The sequence below is a fragment of the Nocardioides aromaticivorans genome (assembly GCF_013408525.1).
GTDB lineage: Bacteria > Actinomycetota > Actinomycetes > Propionibacteriales > Nocardioidaceae > Nocardioides > Nocardioides aromaticivorans.
Genome location: NZ_JACBZM010000001.1, coordinates 2952401 through 2970443 on the forward strand (window position 1 = coordinate 2952401; position 18043 = coordinate 2970443).

Consider the following 18043-nt stretch of genomic DNA (forward strand, 5'->3'; position numbering starts at 1 on the left):
TGCCCGGATCGTCTCCTATGTTGGACACATGTCCAGTCAGGTGTTCGAAGCGCCGCGCCAGGGGCTCAACCCGCGCCAGGCCGAGACGGTCGAGAAGCTCCTCGCCGCCGGCCTCGAGGAGCTGCGCGCGGTGGGCCACGAGGCGCTCACCGTCCGCACCGTCGCCCAGCGGGCGGGGGTCTCCCCGGCGACGGCGTACACCTATCTCGCCTCCAAGAACCACCTCTTCGCCGAGCTCTTCTGGCGCCACCTCAGCGGGGCCCCGGCCCAGCCGCCCGCCGGAGGTACGGCGACCGCGCGGCTCCAGGCCACCATGCGGGCGCTCACGGCACGGATCGTCGAGGAGCCCGCGCTCGCGGCCGCGGTCACCCCCGCGCTGCTCGGCACGGACCCCGACGTGGAGCGGCTGCGGCTGCGGATCGGCGGGGAGTTCCTCAGCAGGTTCGAGGCGGCGATGGGGGACCAGGCCGACGCCGGCGTGCTGGAGGTGCTGGTGCTGACCTTCTCGGGCGCGCTGCTCCAGGCGGGGATGGGCCTGATGACCTACGACCAGATCGCCGAGCGGCTCGTCGCCGCCGTCGACGTGATCATGCGAGGCAACTGATGACGGTCTCGACAGGCTCGACGACCGGGGCGCCGCTCGTCTTCGACCCCTACGACTACGCCTTCCAGGACGACCCCTACCCGACGTACCAGCGGCTGCGCGACGAGGCGCCCGTCTTCCACGCGGAGGCCGACGACATCTGGGTCATCTCGCGCCACCAGGACGTCTTCGACGTGCTGCGCAACGACACCGTCTTCTCCAACCGGATGGGCGTCTCGCTCGACGCGTCGGCCTGGAACCCCGAGGCGCACCGGGTGATGAGCTTCCTCGGGCTCGACGGCGCGGAGCAGTCGCGCATCCGCAAGCTCGTGTCCGCCGCCTTCACGCCGCGCCGCGTGCGCGAGCTGACGCCGGAGGTGCAGGCGCTGACCGAGCGCTATCTCGAGCGCACCTTCGCGGCCGACGCGGAGCGGGGCGAGGCCGACTGGATCCGCGACTTCGCGGGCCTGCTGCCGATGGACGTCATCTCTGAGATGATGGGCGTCCCGGTCGCCGACCGTGACGAGGTACGACGCCTGGCCGACCTCGTCGTGCACCGCGAGGACGGCGTCCGCGACGTCCCGCAGGCGGGCATGGAGGCGTCCTTCGCGCTCTTCGAGTACTACGGCCAGATGGTCGCGCAGCGTCGTACCGCCCCGAGCGACGACCTCACCTCCGCGCTGATCGCGGCCGAGCTGGACGGCGACCGGCTCACCGACGGCGAGATCATGGCCTTCCTGTTCCTCATGGTCGTCGCCGGCAACGAGACCACCACCAAGCTGCTCGGCAACGCGCTCTTCCACCTCGCCGCGCACCCGGAGCAGAAGGCGCAGGTGCTCGCCGACGTCGCCCTGGTGCCGACGTGGATCGAGGAGACGCTGCGCCACGACACGTCGAGCCAGATGCTGGCGCGCTATGTCACCGAGGACGTCGAGGTCGGCGGCGTGCTGATCCCCGGCGGCTCCAAGGCGCTGGTCCTGCTCGGCAGCGCCAACCGCGACGACCGGGTCTTCACCGACCCGACGGTCTACGACATCCACCGCGAGAGGTCCGAGCTCTCCGAGATCCTCAGCTTCGGCACCGGCCGGCACTTCTGCCTCGGCGCCAACCTCGCCCGGCTGGAGGCCCGCGTGGTCCTCGAGGAGCTGGTACGACGGGTGGCCCACTTCGAGGTGCACGCCGACCGCGCGGTCCGGGTGCACTCGACCAGCGTGCGCGGCTTCGCGTCGCTGCCGGTGACCTTCACGGAGCGGAGCCGCTGATGCCCAGGCCCGTCCACCCCGACCGCCGGCCCGCCGTCGTCGCGGGCGCCTCCTCCGGGATCGGCGCCGAGACCGCGCGCGCCCTGGCGGCCGCCGGCTTCCCCGTCGCGCTCGGCGCCCGCCGTGTCGACCGGCTCGAGGAGCTGGCCGCCGAGATCCGCGAGGCCGGCGGCGAGGCCTTCGTGCACGCCCTCGACGTCGCCTCCACCGAGTCGGTCGAGAAGTTCGCCGCGGCCGTGACGGCCGGGCTGGGCGAGGCCGAGGTCGTGGTCTGCAACGCCGGCCTGCTCGCCCCGGGCAGCCTGCTCGACGCGACCACCGACGACCTCGCCGCCGAGTTCGACGTCAACGTCCTCGGCGCCCATCGGCTGGTCCGGGCCTTCGGTGCCGGGATGGTCGAGCGGCAGCGGGGCGACCTCGTGTTCGTCTCCTCCGACACCGCGCTCCGCGCGCGGCCCTTCATGCGCGGCTACAGCGCCACGAAGTCCGGCCTGGAGGGGCTGGTCGAGGCGCTGCAGATGGAGCTCGAGGGCTCCGGGGTGCGGGCGTCCGTCGTACGGCCGGGGCCGACGTGGTCGGAGATGGGCTCCGACTGGGACGCCGAGGCCGGCGCGAAGGTGCTGACCGAGTGGATCAAGTGGGGCCACGCGCGGCACTCCCACTTCCTGAAGGCCACGGCGATCGCCGACGCGATCCTCACCGTGGTCAGCGCGCCGCGCGGCGTGCACATCAGTCCCGTCGACGTGAACCCCGAAGCACCCCTGGAGGGCAAGTGAGTCTCCACGACATCCCCGAGGTCTCGACCGTCCTCGACGACCAGGACGCCAGCGTCCCGGCGATCATCAAGGGCACCGGGCACCTGCCCGAGATGCGCGTCGACCCGATCGCGCTCTTCCACCGCGTCCGCGAGGAGTGCGGCGACATCGGTCGCTTCCGCCTCGCCGACAAGCAGGTCGTGCTGGTCACCGGGGCCGAGGCCAACGAGGCCTTCTTCCGGGCGCCGGAGAGCGTGCTCGACCAGGCGGCGGCGTACCCGTTCATGACGCCGATCTTCGGCAAGGGCGTGGTCTTCGACGCCTCCCCCGAGGAGCGCCAGCAGATGCTGAAGAACCAGGCGCTGCGCGGCGACATGATGCGCGGGCACGCGCAGACCATCGAGGCCGAGATCCGCCGGATGGTCGCCGGGTGGGGCGACGAGGGCGAGATCGACCTGCTCGACTTCTTCGCCGAGCTGACCATCTACACGACCTCGTCCTGCCTGATCGGCAAGCCCTTCCGCGACCAGCTCGACGGGTCGTTCGCGGAGATCTACCACCGCCTCGAGCACGGCACGGACGCGATCGCGTACGTCGACCCGTACGCCGACATCGAGAACTTCCGGATCCGCGACGAGGCCCGCGAGGAGCTGGTCGCGAAGGTGCAGGCGATCATCGCGGCGCGGGTCGAGCTGGCCGAGTCGCTGGGCGGTGAGATCCCCAGGGAGGACAGGGACCTGCTCGACGTCCTCATCGCCGTCGGGTACGACGCCGAGATGGTCACCGGCATCTTCATCTCGATGATGTTCGCCGGCCACCACACGTCGTCCGGCACGGCGTCGTGGGCGATGATCGAGCTGCTCCGCAACCCCGACGTGATGGGCGACGTGGTCGCCGAGCTCGACGCGCTCTACGCCCCCGACGCCGACGGCACCGCCCCCGAGGTCTCCTTCCAGGCGCTGCGCTCGATCCCGGTGCTGGAGGCGGTGCTCAAGGAGACCCTCCGGCTGCACCCGCCGCTGGTGATCCTGATGCGCCTGGTGCAGGAGGACTTCGACCTGCTCGGCCGGACCATCCCCGCCGGCACCGTGCTCGCCGCCTCGCCGCGGGTGTCGAACAGGATCGAGGAGGACTTCCCGAAGGCCGACCGGTTCGACCCGGCCCGGTACGTCGACCCGCGCCAGGAGGACCTGCAGAACCGCTGGACCTGGATCCCGTTCGGCGCCGGCAAGCACCGCTGCGTGGGCAACGCCTTCGCGATGATGCAGATGAAGGCGATCTTCTCGGTGATCCTGCGCGACTTCTCCTTCGAGCCGGTGCAGCCGCTCGACTCCTACCGCGACGACTTCACGAAGATGGTCATCCAGCTCGCGCAGCCCGCCCGGGTCCGCTACCGCCGGAGGGCCCGATGAGGGTCGTCGCCGACACCGGCCTCTGCCAGGGCCACCAGCTCTGCCAGGGCGAGGCCCCGACCGTCTTCGGCTTCGACGAGGACGCGGACGTCGTCGTACTCCTCGACGAGCACCCGGACGAGGCGCTGCGCGCCGACGTCGCCACCGCCGTGAAGTACTGCCCTGCTTTCGCCCTGTCCATCGAGGAGGACTGAGATGAGTGACCCGACCCCGCAGCTGAGCAGGGCCGAGATCGAGGAGTTCTGGGCCACCTGGCTGCAGATCAACCGCGACGTCGAGGCGACGGGCGACTGGCGTCCGATGGCCGAGTGGTACGCCGAGGACGCGACCTACGGCTGGATGTACGCGCCCGACGAGCACTTCATGGCGGTCGGCCGCGACCAGATCCGCGACTGGGCGATCGGCATCGAGATGGACGGCCTCGACGGCTGGCACTACGACTACGTCTGCACCGTCATCGACGAGCAGAAGGCGATGGTCGTCGGCTTCTGGAAGCAGCGCTCCGGCATCCTCGACGACGACGGCAAGGAGTTCGAGATCCTCGGGCTCGGCGGCTCGTGGTTCGGGCTGAAGCGGGTCACCGAGGGCGCCGACGCCGGTCTGGTGAAGATCGACTGGCAGCGCGACTGGTTCGACATGCCGTCGACGGCGCACACCTTCATGGAGATCATCAAGGCCGACAAGGCGCCCGACACGCTGCTCAAGCGCATGTCGGTCGCCGGCCACGGCGTCCCCGGGCACTACCACCACGAGGACCTGCCCTCGACGGTGTGGCCGCCGCCGGTCGAGGCCGGGCTGTACGTCGAGCAGGCCGCGGCGCCGGAGGTGACGGCGTGAGTGCCCTGCCTCCTCCCGCCCAGCAGCTGATCGACGGCAAGCTCGTCGCCGCGTCGTCCGGCGAGACCTACCCGATCCTCAACCCGGCCACCGGCGCCGAGATCGGCGTCGCCCCCGACGGCAGCGCCGCCGACGTGGATGCCGCGATCGCCGCGGCCCGGCGGGCCTTCGACGAGTCGTCGTGGTCGACCGACGTCGAGCTCCGGCTGCGCTGCCTGCGGCAGCTGCACGCCGCGCTGCTAGAGAACGCCGACGCCTTCCGCGCGCTGACCACCGCCGAGGTCGGCATGCCGGGCTTCATGATGGGCGCGGCCGGCTTCGACGTACCCGTCGACGGGTTGAGGTGGGTGACCGACCTGCTGGAGTCCTACGAGTTCGAGACGGACCTGGGGGTCGCCTCGCCGATGGGGATCCCCTCGCGTCGTACCGTGCGCCGCGAGCCGGTCGGCGTCGTCGCCGCCATCACGCCGTGGAACGTCCCGACGCAGATCAACCTCGCGAAGGTCGGCCCGGCGCTCGCCGCCGGCTGCACCGTCGTCCTGAAGCCGGCGCCGGACACCCCGTGGGTGGCGGCCGAGCTCGGCCGCCTGGTCGCCGAGCACACCGACATCCCCGCCGGGGTCTTCAACGTGGTGACGCCGCGCTCCAACGAGGTCGCGTCCGTGCTGTCGACGGACCCGCGCGTCGACATGGTCTCCTTCACCGGCTCGACCGCGGTGGGGCGCGCGATCATGGCCGCCGCCGCGCCGACCCTGAAGAAGGTCTTCCTCGAGCTGGGCGGCAAGTCCGCGGCGATCGCGCTCGACGACGCCGACGTCGCGGCCGTCGCGGGCGGTACGGCGTTCGCCGCCTGCATCCACGCCGGCCAGGGCTGTGCGATCACGACCCGCCTGATCGTCCCGCGGGACCGGTACGACGAGGCGGTCCAGGTCGCGGCGCAGACGATGGAGTCGATCGGGGCCAAGGACCCGGCCGACCCGGGCGCGATCTGCGGCCCGGTGATCTCCGCGGCGCAGCGGGACCGGGTGGCGTCGTACTTCGCGGTGGCGCTGGAGGAGGGCGGTCGTTTCGCCACGGGTGGGGCGATCATCGACCAGCCCGGCTTCTGGGTCGCGCCGACGGTCGTCGCCGGCCTCGACAACTCCTCGCGCCTCGCGCAGGAGGAGATCTTCGGCCCCGTGCTCGTCGTCATCCCGCACGACGGCGACGACGACGCGGTCCGGATCGCCAACGACTCGGCGTACGGCCTCTCGGGCTCCGTCGACTCGGGGTCGCTGGACCGGGCCAAGGCCGTCGCTGCCCGGATCAGGACCGGGACCCTCGCGGTCAACGGGGGTGTGTGGTTCAGCCCGGACGCGCCGTTCGGTGGCTACAAGCAGTCCGGGATCGGCCGGGAGATGGGGGTCGCCGGGTTCGAGGAGTACCTGGAGATGAAGACGGTGGCGTTTCCCGCGTGAGCCTGCAGGTGCATGAATCCCCGGTCGACCGGGGATTCCGGCGCTTGACGGCCGTTGCAACCCCCGACAAGTGCATGAATCCCCGGTCAACCGGGGATTCATGCCCACCAGAGTGACTGGAGTGAACATGCGTTTCGAGAACAAGGTCGTCGTCGTCACCGGCGCGGCGCAGGGCATCGGCGAGGCCTACGCCCGGGCGCTCGCGAAGGAGGGCGCGGCGGTCGTCGTGGCCGACCTCAACGAGGAGTCCGGCGCCAAGGTCGCCGCCTCGATCAACGAGGAGGGCGGCCGGGCGATCTTCGTCAGCTGCGACGTGTCCTCGGCCGAGTCCGCCGAGGCCCTGGTCCGGCAGACCGTCGCGGAGCTCGGCGGGATCGACCACCTGGTCAACAACGCGGCCATCTACGGCTCGATGGAGTTCAACCTGTTGATCTCGGTCGACTGGGACTACTACCGCAAGTTCATGAGCGTCAACCTCGACGGCGCCCTCGTGATGACCCGCGCGGTGTACCCCGAGATCGCCAAGCGGGGCGGTGGCGCCATCGTCAACCAGTCCAGCACGGCGGCGTACCTCTACTCCGGCTTCTACGGCCTCGCCAAGGCCGGCATCAACAGCCTCACCCAGCAGCTCGCGCACGAGCTCGGCGGACAGCGGATCCGGGTCAACGCGATCGCCCCGGGCCCGACGGACACCGAGGCGACCCGCACCCAGGCCGGCGACGCCGCCAAGGACATCGTCCGCAACAGCCTCGCCATCAAGCGGATGGGCTCGGTCGACGACATGGTCGGTGCGCTGCTCTTCCTGCTCTCCGACGACGCGTCGTGGGTGACCGGCCAGGTGCTCGCCGTCGACGGCGGCCAGACCTTCCGGCTCTGATGGCCGACGTGATGGGTGGGGGGATGCGCGTCGGCTTCGTCGGCCTCGGCAACATCGGCAAGCCGATGGCGCTGCGCCTCGCCGCCACCGAGGGCCTCGCCCTGCAGGTGTACGACGTCGCGCCGGACCCCGTCGCCGAGCTGGTCGCGGCCGGCGCCACCGCCGTCGCGTCGGTGGCCGCGATGGACGCCGACGTCGTGTGCGTGATGGTGCGCGACGACGACCAGGTGCGGGCCGTCGCGGCCGAGGTTCCCCACGGCACGGTGCTGGTCGTCCACTCGACCGTGGCGCCGGCGACCCCGGCCGAGCTGGTGGCGGCGGGGCACCGGGTCCTCGACGCCCCCGTCAGCGGCGGTCCGATGGGCGCGGCCGAGGGCAGCCTGGCGATCATGGTCGGCGGTGAGGCCGACGCGTTCGACGCCGCCCGGCCGGCGCTCGAGGCGATGGGCACGAAGGTCGTCCACGCCGGCCCCATCGGTGCCGGCACCCGGATGAAGCTGGCGCGCAACCTGATCCACTTCGTCGCGTTCACCGCCGTCACCGAGGCCCAGCGCCTCGCCGAGGCCGGCGGACTCGACCTCGTCGCGCTCGGCGAGGTCGTGCGGCACACCGACGCGATCACCGGCGGACCGGGCGCGATCATGTATCGCGGCACCACGGCGCCGATCGCCGAGGACGACTTCTGGCACGGCGTCTTCTCCCACGTCGCCGCACTGGGGGAGAAGGACCTGGGCTTCGCGATCGCGCTCGCCGACGAGCTCGGCGTCGACGTACCACTGGCACGCGAGGCGCTGCCACGACTGGGGAAGGGACTGGGACTCTGATGGGCGAGGAGAGCGACAAGTTCGACGACCTGCCGGAGGCGCGGGCACGGGGCCTGCGCAAGATGGAGGAGGTCTACGGCTTCGACATGACCGACGGCACGGGCGACTTCTTCCGCTACACCGCGGAGCACCTGTTCGGTGACATCTGGCAGCGCCCGGGCCTCTCCACCCGCGACCGGCGGCTGTTCCTGATCGGCATGCTGGTCGGCCAGCGCGCCAACGACGTGCTCGGCATCCAGGTCCCCGCGGCCCTCGCCAACGGCGAGCTCGACGAGGAGGCGCTGCGCGAGCTGGTCATCCTCGCCTGCCACTACGACGGCTGGCCGAACGGCTCGCGGATGAACTCGGTCGTCGAGGACGCCATCGCCAAGGCGGCCCGGGCGCGGGCGAAGGCCGCCGAGTCCGACTGACGCACCGGCGAGCCGGGGTCGGTCCTCCGGGTTGAGGCGCATCCGGTCCAGCAGGCCCGGGATGACACCGACCTCCGCCCGGTCGAGCCCGTCGGGTCAGTGACGGGCGGGCTGGCCGGCCAACGCCTCGAAGGAGTCGAGGAGGACGTCGATGCCGGCCAGGAAGACCTCGCGACCGGTGAGCACCAGCAGCTCGGGCAGCACCGCGGCCAGCGCCGGGTGGCGCGCGGCGTCGACGGCACGCAGGTCGCCCACCCAGCTCGTCGGCGGTACGCCGGCTGCCTCGTCGAGCTGCTGCTGGGAGAGGGTCGCGGCCGCTGCCAGCACGTAGCTCGAGTAGGCCGCGTAGCAGCGCACGACCTGGGGCTTGTCGAGCCCGGCCCGGCCGAGCTGCTCGAGGATCCAGTCGATCACCGCGAGCTCGCCCGGGCCGCCGGTGGATATGGCCGCCGCCTGGACCCCGATCTGCGGATGGGAGGCGAAGATGTCGATGGTGTGGAGGGCGCCCCCGCGGAGCTGGTCGCGCCAGGGTGCGTCGCGGTCGACCGCGGCGAGCGACGCGGCGATGAGGCCGTCGAGGAGCGCGGCCATCAGCTCCTCCTTGTCGCGGAAGCGTCGGTAGATCGCGGTCGGGTCGGCGCCCAGGGCGCTGCCCAGCGCACGGAACGTGAGCGCGGAACCGCTCGCGGCGAGCTCGGTCGCCGCCGTGAGGATGGCCTCGCGATCGAGCGCGGCGCGCTTGCGGGGCCGGGGGCCGGTGGGGGATGGGGGCATGCGTGACCTCTCTGTCGCTACAGAACAATAGCGTTGCCAACACCGTTGACAACGCTGTTGGCAAAGTTCTAGCGTTCCCGCCAGTGACCCAGCCCACATCGACGCGGGTCCGGACGCGGAGGACACCCTTGAGCAAGCACGCCGATCTCCTGTTCGCCGGTGGCGCGGTCCACCTCGGCAACGCCGCGCGCAGCCGCGCGAGCTCCGTCGCGGTGCAGGGCGAGCGGATCGTCGCCGTCGGGCACGACGAGCTCCGCGAGCTGGTCGGTCCGCGCACCGAGGTGGTCGACCTCGCCGGGCGCCTGCTCGTGCCGGGCTTCCAGGACGCGCACGTCCACCCCGTCGGCGCCGGCATCGAGCTCGGGCAGTGCGACCTGACCGGGACCGTCGACCCGGAGGAGTACCGCCGCCGGATCGCCGCGTATGCCGCCGCCCACCCCGACCGCCCGTGGATCACCGGTGGTGGCTGGTCGATGGAGAGCTTCCCCGGGGGTGCCCCCGACCGAACGTTCCTCGACGCGATCGTGCCGGACCGGCCGGTCTACCTCGCCAACCGCGACCACCACGGCGCGTGGGCGAACAGCCGCGCGCTCGAGCTCGCGGGCATCGACGCCGGCACCCCCGATCCCGTCGACGGCCGGATCGAGCGTGACGCCGGCGGCGTACCGACGGGCATGCTGCAGGAGGGAGCGATGCACCTCGTCGCGGCGGTCGTCCCCGAGACGACCCGCGAGGAGAAGCTGGCCGGCCTGCTCCGCGCGCAGGAGGTGCTCCACTCCGTCGGCATCACCGCCTGGCAGGACGCGCTCGTGGGTGCCAATCCGGTCATGGGTGACGCGGCCACCGCGTACGCCGACGCCGTGGCGCAGGACGCGCTGACCGCCCGCGTCGTCGGCGCCCTCTGGTGGAGCCGCGACCGCGGGGGCGAGCAGATCGACGACCTGCTGGCCGCGCGCGAGCAGCTCACGCGGGGTCGCTTCCGCGCGACGAGCATCAAGATCATGCAGGACGGCATCGCCGAGAACCACACGGCGGCGATGATCAGTCCCTACGGCCCGGGGTGCGGTTGTCGCGACGCCGGGGACCACCGGGGGCTCTCGTTCGTCGACCCGCAGGCCCTCAAGGAGTACGTCGTCGCGCTGGACGCGCACGACTTCCAGGTCCACTTCCACGCCCTCGGCGACCGCGCCGTCCGCGAGGCGCTGGACGCGATCGAGGCAGCGCGCGAGAAGAACGGCCCCAGCGACGGCCGGCACCACCTCGCCCACCTGCAGGTCGTCCACCCCGAGGACGTCGCCCGCTTCCGCCGGCTCGGTGCGAGCGCCAACATCCAGGCCCTGTGGGCGGCACACGAGCCGCAGATGGACGAGCTCACGATCCCGTTCCTCGGCCCGGAGCGCTCGGCGTGGCAGTACCCGTTCGGCTCGCTGCTCCGGTCCGGCGCGACCCTCGCCGCCGGCAGCGACTGGCCGGTCAGCAGTCCCGACCCGATGCTCGCGATCCACGTCGCCGTCAACCGGGTCGAGCCCGGCACCGACAACCCGGTCTTCTACGCCGAGGAGCGGATCGACCTCGGGAGCGCGCTGGCGGCGTACACGTCGGGGACGGCGTACGTGAACCACCTCGACGACACCGGGACGATCGCGGTGGGCAACCTGGCCGACCTGGCCGTTCTCGACCGCGACCCGTTCGACGGGCCTGCGGCGGACATCTGGGACACGCACGTGGAGCAGACCTTCGTCGGCGGCCAGCGGGTGTTCGCGCGATGACGGGCACCCTGCTCGACGACGCCCCGGCACGGGCCCTGGCCGGCGCCGCGCCGGTGCCCTTCTGGCTGGACGACGTGGACCGGCCGGCCGCCCGTGGCCGGCTGGACGGCGACCTCGCCTGCGACCTCGCGATCGTCGGTGGCGGCTACTCCGGGCTCTGGACGGCCCTGCGGGCCAAGGAGCGCGACCCGGGCCGCGACGTCGTGTTGCTCGAGGCGGACCGAATCGGAGGCGCCGCCAGCGGACGCAACGGCGGCTTCTGCGAGGCCAGCCTGACCCATGGCGAGGCCAACGGGCGCCGTCGCTGGCCGGACGAGGCCGACCGGCTCGAGGAGCTCGGCCTGACCAACCTCGACGAGATCGAGGCGACCCTCCAGCGCTACGGCATCGACTGCGACTTCCGGCGCACCGGCCAGCTCGCGGTGGCCACGGAGGCGCACCAGGTCGAGGAGCTGCGGGCCGAGGCCGACGGCACCACGACGGTGTTCCTCGACGAGGCGGCCGTCCGGGCCGAGGTCGCCTCGCCGACCTATCTCGCCGGGCTGTGGAGCAAGGACACCTGTGCCACCGTCGACCCCGCCCGGCTGGCGTGGGGCCTCGCCGAGACCGCCGAGAGGCTCGGCGTCCGTATCGTCGAGGGCACCGCGGTCCGGCGGATCCGCCGCAGCGGCGGCCAGGTCGCGGTCGAGACCGCGCACGGGACGGTGCGTGCGCACCAGGTCGCGCTCGGCACCAATGCCCACCGGCCGCTGCTACGCCGGCTCCGACTGGCGACGGTGCCGGTCTACGACTACGTGCTGATGACCGAGCCACTGTCCGACGCACAGCTCGCGTCGGTCGGCTGGGCCCACCGGCAGGGCCTCGCCGACTGCGGCAACCAGTTCCACTACTACCGGCTGACCGCGGACAACCGCATCCTGTGGGGCGGGTACGACGCGATCTACCACTTCGGACGCAAGGTCCGGGCGACGTACGACCAGCGGCCGGCGACCTTCGAGGTCCTCGCCCAGCACTTCTTCACGACCTTCCCGCAGCTCGCCGGCATCCGGTTCACGCACCGCTGGGGCGGGGCGATCGACACCTGCACGCGCTTCTGCGCCTTCTTCGGCACCGCGTACGGCGGCCGCGTGGCCTACGCGCTGGGCTACACCGGCCTCGGGGTCGGCGCGACGCGCTTCGGCGCCGACGTGATGCTCGACCTGCTGGCGGGCGAGGACACCGAGCGGACGCGACTCGCGCTGGTGCGCCGGCGACCGCTGCCGTTCCCGCCGGAGCCGGTCGCGTGGATCGGCATCCAGGTCACCCGCTGGTCGCTCGCGCGGGCCGATGCCCGCGGTGGCCGGCGCAACCTGTGGCTGCGCCTGCTCGACCGCCTCGGCCTCGGGTTCGACTCGTGAGCCGGCTGCTCGGGTCGGTGCACGAGCTCGCGTGCGACGACGACGTCCCGCCGGGCGAGGAGGTCCTCGACGGTTCACCCACGGCCGCCGTCGCCGAGCTGGGGACGGTCGGCGGTGCCGAGGTCGGGATCTGGGAGATGACACCCGGGACCGCCCGCGACGTCGAGGCCGACGAGCTCTTCGTCGTGGTCTCCGGCCACGCCACCGTCACCTTCGACGACGACGAGGTCGTCGAGCTCCGTGCCGGCTCCGTCGTCCGCCTCGCCGCCGGCGACCGCACGACGTGGGTCGTCCACGACACCCTCCGCAAGGTCTACGTCACCCCTCGGGACCCGCAGCATTCCGTCGTACAAGGAGAGATCCCGTGACCCGCAACAACCTCGTGCGCGCCGGCGCACTGCTCCTGGCCTGCTCGGTCGCCGCCGTCGGGTGCGGGCGCTCGGCGGACGACCCGTCCACCTCCCGCACGGCGGGCGACCTCAGGCCGACGACCGCGGCGGCGACCAAGGACGCGGACGCGATCACCTGGGCGGTCTACCGCGACGTGCAGACGATCGACCCGCTCTACGTCTTCGACTACCCCGACAACACGGCCCTCACGCTCTTCTGCGAGTCGCTGCTGCGCACCCAGCCGGACGGCACGATCGCCGACGGGATCGCCTCGCTGTCGCGCACGGACCCGACCACCGTCGTGCTGGACGTCAACGCCGACGCGACCTTCTGGGACGGCAGCCCGGTCACCGCCGACGACGTCGTCTACAGCCTCGAGCGGCAACGTGACCCCGAGCTCGGCGGCTTCTACGGCCAGGCCTTCAGCCGGGTCGACACCATCGAGGCCACCGGGGACCGCCAGGTGACCCTCACCCTGAAGCAGGCCGACTACTGGCTCGACGGCGAGCTGGCATCGGTGCCCGGCATCGTCGTGCAGAAGAAGTACGTCGAGGCGAAGGGCGCCGACTACGGCACCCCGTCCGGCGGCGTCATGTGCTCGGGTGCCTACCGCTTCGACTCCTGGTCGCCCGCCTCCGGCGTGGTCGCCGTCCCCAACGACGACTACTGGGGAGAGGCCGACGCGCGGGTCGCGAAGATCACCGTCAAGGGCGTCGTCGACGAGGCGGCGCTCACCTCGGCCCTGATCGCGGGCGAGATCGGCGGCACCTACCCGCCGGCGATCTCCACCCTGCCGGTGCTCGAGGACAACGACGCGGTCACCGTCACCCAGGGCCCGGGCTACGCCACGGCCGCGCTCGTCATCAGCAACCTGAAGGGCACGCTGGGCGACGTCAAGGTGCGCCAGGCCCTGTCCCTCGCCCTGGACCGCGACGGCATCGTCGAGAACGTCTACCACGGTGCGGCGACCGACGCCCGCTGGCTGGCCAACCCCGGCACCTTCGCCTCGGCGCGCGAGACCTACCAGGCGGCGTACGACGACAGCCCGGCGCTGGAACAGGACCTCGACAGGGCGAAGGCGCTCGTCGAGGAGGCCGGCGCGAAGGGCCGGACGATCACGATCGGCATGTCCTCGGCGATCCCGGACATCGCCTACACCGCCGGCGCCTTCAGGACGGCCGCCGAGAAGATCGGCCTCGAGGTGGAGTTCGAGTCGGTGTCCGCCGACGCGTTCATCAACTTCTTCATCGACCCCAAGGCGCGGGAGGGGGTCGACGCCTTTCCGACTGTCACCTACGGCGACTACGCCGACCCGGCGGCACTGTCGGCGACGGTCGTGCTGCCCGACGGGGCGCAGAACTACTCCGGCTTCGACGACCCGGAGGTCACCCGGCTGATGGAGGAGGCACGCGGCACCGAGGACGCCGAGGCCCGCGCCGAGCTCGTCATCGAGGCGCAGCAGCGCACGATGGAGCTGCTGCCGTGGATCCCGACGGCCCAGCCGAACGCGGTCGTGGTCACCGGCAAGGACCTGACCGGGGCCGTGTCCTCCTTCGCCTACATGTCCGCCCCGTGGGCCGAGCACCTCGGAGCGCGCTGACCATGCGGATCGGATACCTGTTGCGCCGGGTGGCGATGCTGGCGGTCACGCTCCTCGTCGCCAGCTTCGCGATCTTCACGGCGACCTACCTCGCGCCGGGCAACCCGCTCGCGGCGCTGTCGGGCGGCAAGTCGCTGTCGCCCGAGGCCCAGGCGGCGCTCGAGCAGCGCTATCACCTCGACGAGCCCTTCCTGGCGCAGTACGGCCACTGGCTCGCCGGTGCGCTGCGCGGCGACCTCGGGGTGTCCATCCCGCTGCACGAGGACGTGTCCTCGCTGATCGCTGACCGCGCGCTGATCACCCTCACCCTCGTCCTGTACGCAGCCCTCCTCATCGTGGTGATCGGCATCGGCCTCGGCCTGCTCGCCGGCCTCCGCCCGGGCTGGATCGACTCGTCGGTGCTGGTGGTCTCGTCGATGGCGGCGGCGGTGCCCGCCTTCGTGGCGGCCATCGTGCTCACCGCGGTGTTCGCCGTGTCGCTCGGCTGGTTCCCGACCATCGGCGCCGGGGAGGGCTTCGTCGGCCGGCTCGAGCACCTCACCCTGCCGGCCGTCGCGCTGGCCCTCTCGTCGGTCGCCGTCGTGGCCCGGGTGACCCGGACGGCCATCCGCGAGGAGGTCGCCCGCGAGCACGTGCAGACCGCGATCAGCCGCGGGATCCCGCAGCACCTCGTCGTGACCCGCCACGTGCTGCGCAACGCGGCCATTCCGATCACGACGGTCACCGGCGTCACGGTCGCGAGCCTGATCGCGCTGTCGTCGGTCGTGGAGACGTCCTTCGGGCTCAACGGCCTGGGGCAGTACCTCGTGAAGTCGGCGCAGTCGAAGGACATCGCCGTGGTGCAGGGCATCTCGCTCGTCCTCGTCGTGGCGTTCGTGCTCGTCAACGTCGTCGTCGACGCGCTGTACGCCGTCCTCGACCCGCGGGTCCAGCTCGGGGCGCGTGCCGCATGAGCGTGGCAGCAGCGGCACCGGCCGCCAACGCGGGCGCGGTCACCGCGCCCCGGCGCCGGGGCCGGCGCGGCCTCGGGCCGACCGGACGCATCGCGGCGGGCGTCGTCGTGCTCGCCACGGTGGTGGCCGTCGTCGGTCCCTGGGTCACGCCGGACGACCCCAACGCGGCCGACCTCGCCCAGGCCTGGATCGCGCCGGGAGGCGGCCACCTGCTGGGCCTGGACGTGCAGGGCCGGGACGTCCTGTCGCGGCTCCTCGCCGGCGCGCGCTCCTCGATGCTCGGGCCGCTGCTGATCGTCGTGCTCTGCATGGTGATCGGCTCCCTGCTCGGCCTGGTCTCCGCCTGGCGCGGCGGCATGGTCGACACCACGGTCGGGGCCGGCCTCGACATCCTCTTCGCCTTCCCCGGCGTGCTCCTGGCCGCGCTGACCGCCGCCGTCTTCGGGGCCGGCCTGTGGGCGGCGGTGCTCGCGATGGCGGTGGCGTACACGCCCTTCGTCGCGCGGATCCTGCGCAGCGCGATGCTCAAGGAGCGCAGCCAGCCCTACATCACCGCGCTGGAGGTGCAGGGCCTCGGCGCGACCGCGATCTGCGTGCGGCACCTGCTGCCCAACGTGTTCCCGTTCATGGTCGCCCAGGCGTCGATCCTCTTCGGCTACGCCGTCCTCGACCTCGCCGTCATCTCCTACCTCGGCATCGGGGTGCAGCCGCCGGACCCGGACTGGGGCGTGATGATCTCCGAGAACCAGTCGGGCATCCTGCTGGGCTACCCGTTGCCCGCGTTGTGTGCCGGAGCGTGCATCGTCGCGGTGGTCGTCGCCATGAACGTCCTCGGGGAGCGCCTCCTCGAGCGCGCGGAGAGGAAGGGCGGCCGATGAGCGCGCCACTGCTGCAGGTCGACCACCTCGGCCTCGACCTGCCGGTCCGGGGCGAGCACCGCACGGTCCTGCGCGACGTGTCGTTCACGGTCGGGGCGGGCGAGGCGGTGGGCCTGGTCGGCGAGTCGGGGTCCGGTAAGTCCATGACCGTCCGGGCGATCGACCGGATCCTGCCGAAGGGTGCTGTCCAGCGGGGCACCGTCTGCTTCGACGGCCAGGACGTCGGCGCCCTGTCCGGCACGGCCTTGCGGACCTATCGCGCCGAGGTGGCGGTCGTCTTCCAGGACCCGCGGGTGCACATCAACCCGGTGCGCCGGGTCGGCGACTTCATGACCGAGGTGCTGCGGACCAATCGCGGTGTCGGGCGCCGTGAGGCCGCCGAGCGCGCCGTGGCGATGCTCGCGAGGGTGGGCATCCCCGACGGCGAGCGCCGGCTCGGGCAGTTCCCGCACGAGCTGTCCGGCGGCCTGCTGCAACGCGTCATGATCGCCAGCGCACTGCTCACCGAGCCGCGGCTGCTGCTCGCCGACGAGCCGACAACGGCGCTCGACGTCACCACGCAGGCCGAGATCATGGGACTGCTCGACGAGCTGCGCCGCGACCTGGGCCTGTCGATCCTGTTCATCACCCACGACCTCGACCTGGCCGCCGCCTGCTGCGACCGGACGGCCGTCATGTACGCCGGCGAGATCGTCGAGCTGCGCGCGTCGCGCCTGCTGCACGACGACCCCCTGCACCCCTACACGGCGGCGCTCGCGGCGGCGCGGCCGTTGCTGGACCGCCGGATGGAGGAGCTGGCCGCCATTCCCGGCCGGCCGCTGTCCGCGCTCGAGGCACCCGCCGGTGCCTGTGCCTTCGCCGCGCGTTGCCCGCACCGCGAGGACGCCTGCACGGCGTCCGCCCCCGGCCTGGTCGAGATCGACAGCGGAGCGGCCCGGTGCCTCCGGGCGGACGCGCTCCGTGGCGTCCTGGGAGGAGCCCCGCATGTCCGTCACTGAGGTCGAGGAGGAGGAGCGGGCCGTCGACGTACCCGTGCTCGAGGTCCGTGGCCTGCGCAAGGAGTTCGGTGGCGTCGTGGCGGTGGAGGACGTGTCCTTCACCCTGCGCCGCGGCGGCTCGCTCGGGATCGTGGGGGAGTCGGGGTCCGGCAAGACCACGATCGCGAAGATGGTCACCGGCCAGGAGCGACCGACGGCCGGCTCCGTCACGGCGTGCGGGCGCGACCGGTCGACGCCGTCGCGCCGAGGCGCCGAGCGCCGTCGCCGGGGGAGCGAGGTGCAGATCGTCTTCCAGGACCCGTACTCGAGCCTCGACCCGCGCCAGCCCGTGGACCGCGCGATCGACGAGGTGCTGCGTCTGCACCGGCCGGACTGGACCCCGGCGCAGCGCACGGCGCGGGTCGCCGAGCTCGTGGGCATGGTCGGCCTCGACGAGCGCCAGGGCAGTGCCCTCCCGCGGGCCCTCTCGGGCGGCCAGCGGCAGCGGGTCGCGATCGCCCGTGCGCTCGCGGCCGAGCCGGAGGTGCTGATCCTCGACGAGTCGGTCGCCGCGCTGGACGTCTCGATCCAGGCGCAGGTCCTGAACCTGCTCATCGACCTCCGCCGCCGGCTCGGCATCAGTTATGTCCTGATCAGCCACGACCTCGCGGTGGTCCGCCAGCTCACCGACACGGTCGTGGTGATGCACCGTGGCATCGTGGTCGAGCGCGGCAGCACCGAGGACGTGCTGGACGATCCCCAGCACGAGTACACCCGGCGGCTGCGGGCCAGCGTGCCGACGCCGGGCTGGGACCTCGCCGAGGTACGACGGGCGCTCCACCGGGCCCCGGAGTGACGCCGACCACCTCCTTGTTAGCCTCGGAGACG

General features: G+C 72.3%; 19 protein-coding genes. 18 read left to right on the forward strand and 1 reads right to left on the reverse strand.

The window, feature by feature from the left end:
* The first annotated feature begins 28 nt into the window (after window positions 1-28).
* The 10 genes from BJ993_RS13985 to BJ993_RS14030 all read left to right on the forward strand — a co-directional run bounded on the left by BJ993_RS13985 (window position 29) and on the right by BJ993_RS14030 (window position 8417).
* Window positions 29-604: a TetR/AcrR family transcriptional regulator gene (locus BJ993_RS13985; protein ID WP_179649347.1), complete on the forward strand. Its 576-nt coding sequence runs from the start codon at window positions 29-31 to the stop codon at window positions 602-604.
* Window positions 604-1845, forward strand: a complete 1242-nt coding sequence (locus BJ993_RS13990) for a cytochrome P450 (protein WP_179649349.1) — start codon at window positions 604-606, stop codon at window positions 1843-1845. Before BJ993_RS13985 ends, BJ993_RS13990 begins: the two co-directional genes overlap by 1 nt.
* Window positions 1845-2621 (forward strand): SDR family oxidoreductase, encoded by a 777-nt coding sequence (locus BJ993_RS13995; RefSeq protein WP_179649351.1) that lies wholly within the window; start codon window positions 1845-1847, stop codon window positions 2619-2621. The genes BJ993_RS13990 and BJ993_RS13995 overlap by 1 nt, the downstream gene beginning before the upstream one ends.
* A complete protein-coding gene (locus tag BJ993_RS14000; RefSeq protein ID WP_308645571.1) occupies window positions 2618-4012 on the forward strand; it encodes a cytochrome P450 in 1395 nt (464 codons plus the stop codon). The genes BJ993_RS13995 and BJ993_RS14000 overlap by 4 nt, the downstream gene beginning before the upstream one ends.
* Window positions 4009-4206 carry a ferredoxin gene (locus tag BJ993_RS14005; RefSeq protein WP_179649353.1) on the forward strand — a complete coding sequence of 66 codons (198 nt, stop codon included), beginning with the start codon at window positions 4009-4011 and terminating at the stop codon, window positions 4204-4206. Before BJ993_RS14000 ends, BJ993_RS14005 begins: the two co-directional genes overlap by 4 nt.
* Before the next feature lies 1 nt (window position 4207).
* Entirely contained in the window at window positions 4208-4849 is a 642-nt protein-coding gene (locus BJ993_RS14010; RefSeq protein WP_179649354.1) for a nuclear transport factor 2-like protein, read from the forward strand.
* On the forward strand, window positions 4846-6306 hold the full coding sequence (locus BJ993_RS14015; RefSeq protein ID WP_179649357.1) for an aldehyde dehydrogenase: 1461 nt from the start codon (window positions 4846-4848) through the stop codon (window positions 6304-6306). The genes BJ993_RS14010 and BJ993_RS14015 overlap by 4 nt, the downstream gene beginning before the upstream one ends.
* 127 nt (window positions 6307-6433) lie before the next feature.
* A complete protein-coding gene (locus BJ993_RS14020) occupies window positions 6434-7183 on the forward strand; it encodes an SDR family oxidoreductase (protein ID WP_179649359.1) in 750 nt (249 codons plus the stop codon).
* Window positions 7183-8007, forward strand: coding sequence for an NAD(P)-dependent oxidoreductase (locus BJ993_RS14025; RefSeq protein ID WP_179649361.1), 825 nt, complete (start codon window positions 7183-7185; stop codon window positions 8005-8007). Before BJ993_RS14020 ends, BJ993_RS14025 begins: the two co-directional genes overlap by 1 nt.
* Window positions 8007-8417 (forward strand): carboxymuconolactone decarboxylase family protein, encoded by a 411-nt coding sequence (locus BJ993_RS14030; protein ID WP_218864700.1) that lies wholly within the window; start codon window positions 8007-8009, stop codon window positions 8415-8417. Before BJ993_RS14025 ends, BJ993_RS14030 begins: the two co-directional genes overlap by 1 nt.
* 96 nt (window positions 8418-8513) lie before the next feature.
* Here BJ993_RS14030 and BJ993_RS14035 read toward each other — a convergent pair whose 3' ends face one another.
* Window positions 8514-9191 carry a TetR/AcrR family transcriptional regulator gene (locus BJ993_RS14035; RefSeq protein WP_179649363.1) on the reverse strand — a complete coding sequence of 226 codons (678 nt, stop codon included), beginning with the start codon at window positions 9189-9191 and terminating at the stop codon, window positions 8514-8516.
* 128 nt (window positions 9192-9319) lie between these two features.
* Here BJ993_RS14035 and BJ993_RS14040 point away from each other — a divergent pair, with 128 nt between their 5' ends.
* From BJ993_RS14040 to BJ993_RS14075, 8 genes are read left to right on the forward strand one after another with little or no spacing between them, the layout of a single operon-like run.
* Window positions 9320-10960, forward strand: coding sequence for an amidohydrolase (locus BJ993_RS14040; RefSeq protein WP_257026885.1), 1641 nt, complete (start codon window positions 9320-9322; stop codon window positions 10958-10960).
* Window positions 10957-12357, forward strand: coding sequence for an NAD(P)/FAD-dependent oxidoreductase (locus BJ993_RS14045; RefSeq protein WP_179649366.1), 1401 nt, complete (start codon window positions 10957-10959; stop codon window positions 12355-12357). The genes BJ993_RS14040 and BJ993_RS14045 overlap by 4 nt, the downstream gene beginning before the upstream one ends.
* The gene (locus tag BJ993_RS25905; protein ID WP_179649368.1) at window positions 12354-12725 is read left to right on the forward strand and encodes a cupin domain-containing protein; all 372 of its coding nucleotides are present in this window, start codon (window positions 12354-12356) and stop codon (window positions 12723-12725) included. The genes BJ993_RS14045 and BJ993_RS25905 overlap by 4 nt, the downstream gene beginning before the upstream one ends.
* Window positions 12722-14347, forward strand: coding sequence for an ABC transporter substrate-binding protein (locus tag BJ993_RS14055; protein ID WP_179649370.1), 1626 nt, complete (start codon window positions 12722-12724; stop codon window positions 14345-14347). Before BJ993_RS25905 ends, BJ993_RS14055 begins: the two co-directional genes overlap by 4 nt.
* A 2-nt stretch (window positions 14348-14349) precedes the next feature.
* A complete protein-coding gene (locus tag BJ993_RS14060) occupies window positions 14350-15300 on the forward strand; it encodes an ABC transporter permease (RefSeq protein WP_179649372.1) in 951 nt (316 codons plus the stop codon).
* Window positions 15297-16178 (forward strand): ABC transporter permease, encoded by an 882-nt coding sequence (locus BJ993_RS14065; RefSeq protein ID WP_179649374.1) that lies wholly within the window; start codon window positions 15297-15299, stop codon window positions 16176-16178. Before BJ993_RS14060 ends, BJ993_RS14065 begins: the two co-directional genes overlap by 4 nt.
* Complete coding sequence (locus BJ993_RS14070; protein ID WP_179649376.1) at window positions 16175-17176, forward strand: ABC transporter ATP-binding protein; 1002 nt, start codon at window positions 16175-16177, stop codon at window positions 17174-17176. Before BJ993_RS14065 ends, BJ993_RS14070 begins: the two co-directional genes overlap by 4 nt.
* A complete protein-coding gene (locus BJ993_RS14075) occupies window positions 17163-18011 on the forward strand; it encodes an ABC transporter ATP-binding protein (protein ID WP_179649378.1) in 849 nt (282 codons plus the stop codon). The genes BJ993_RS14070 and BJ993_RS14075 overlap by 14 nt, the downstream gene beginning before the upstream one ends.
* Window positions 18012-18043 lie beyond the last annotated feature (32 nt).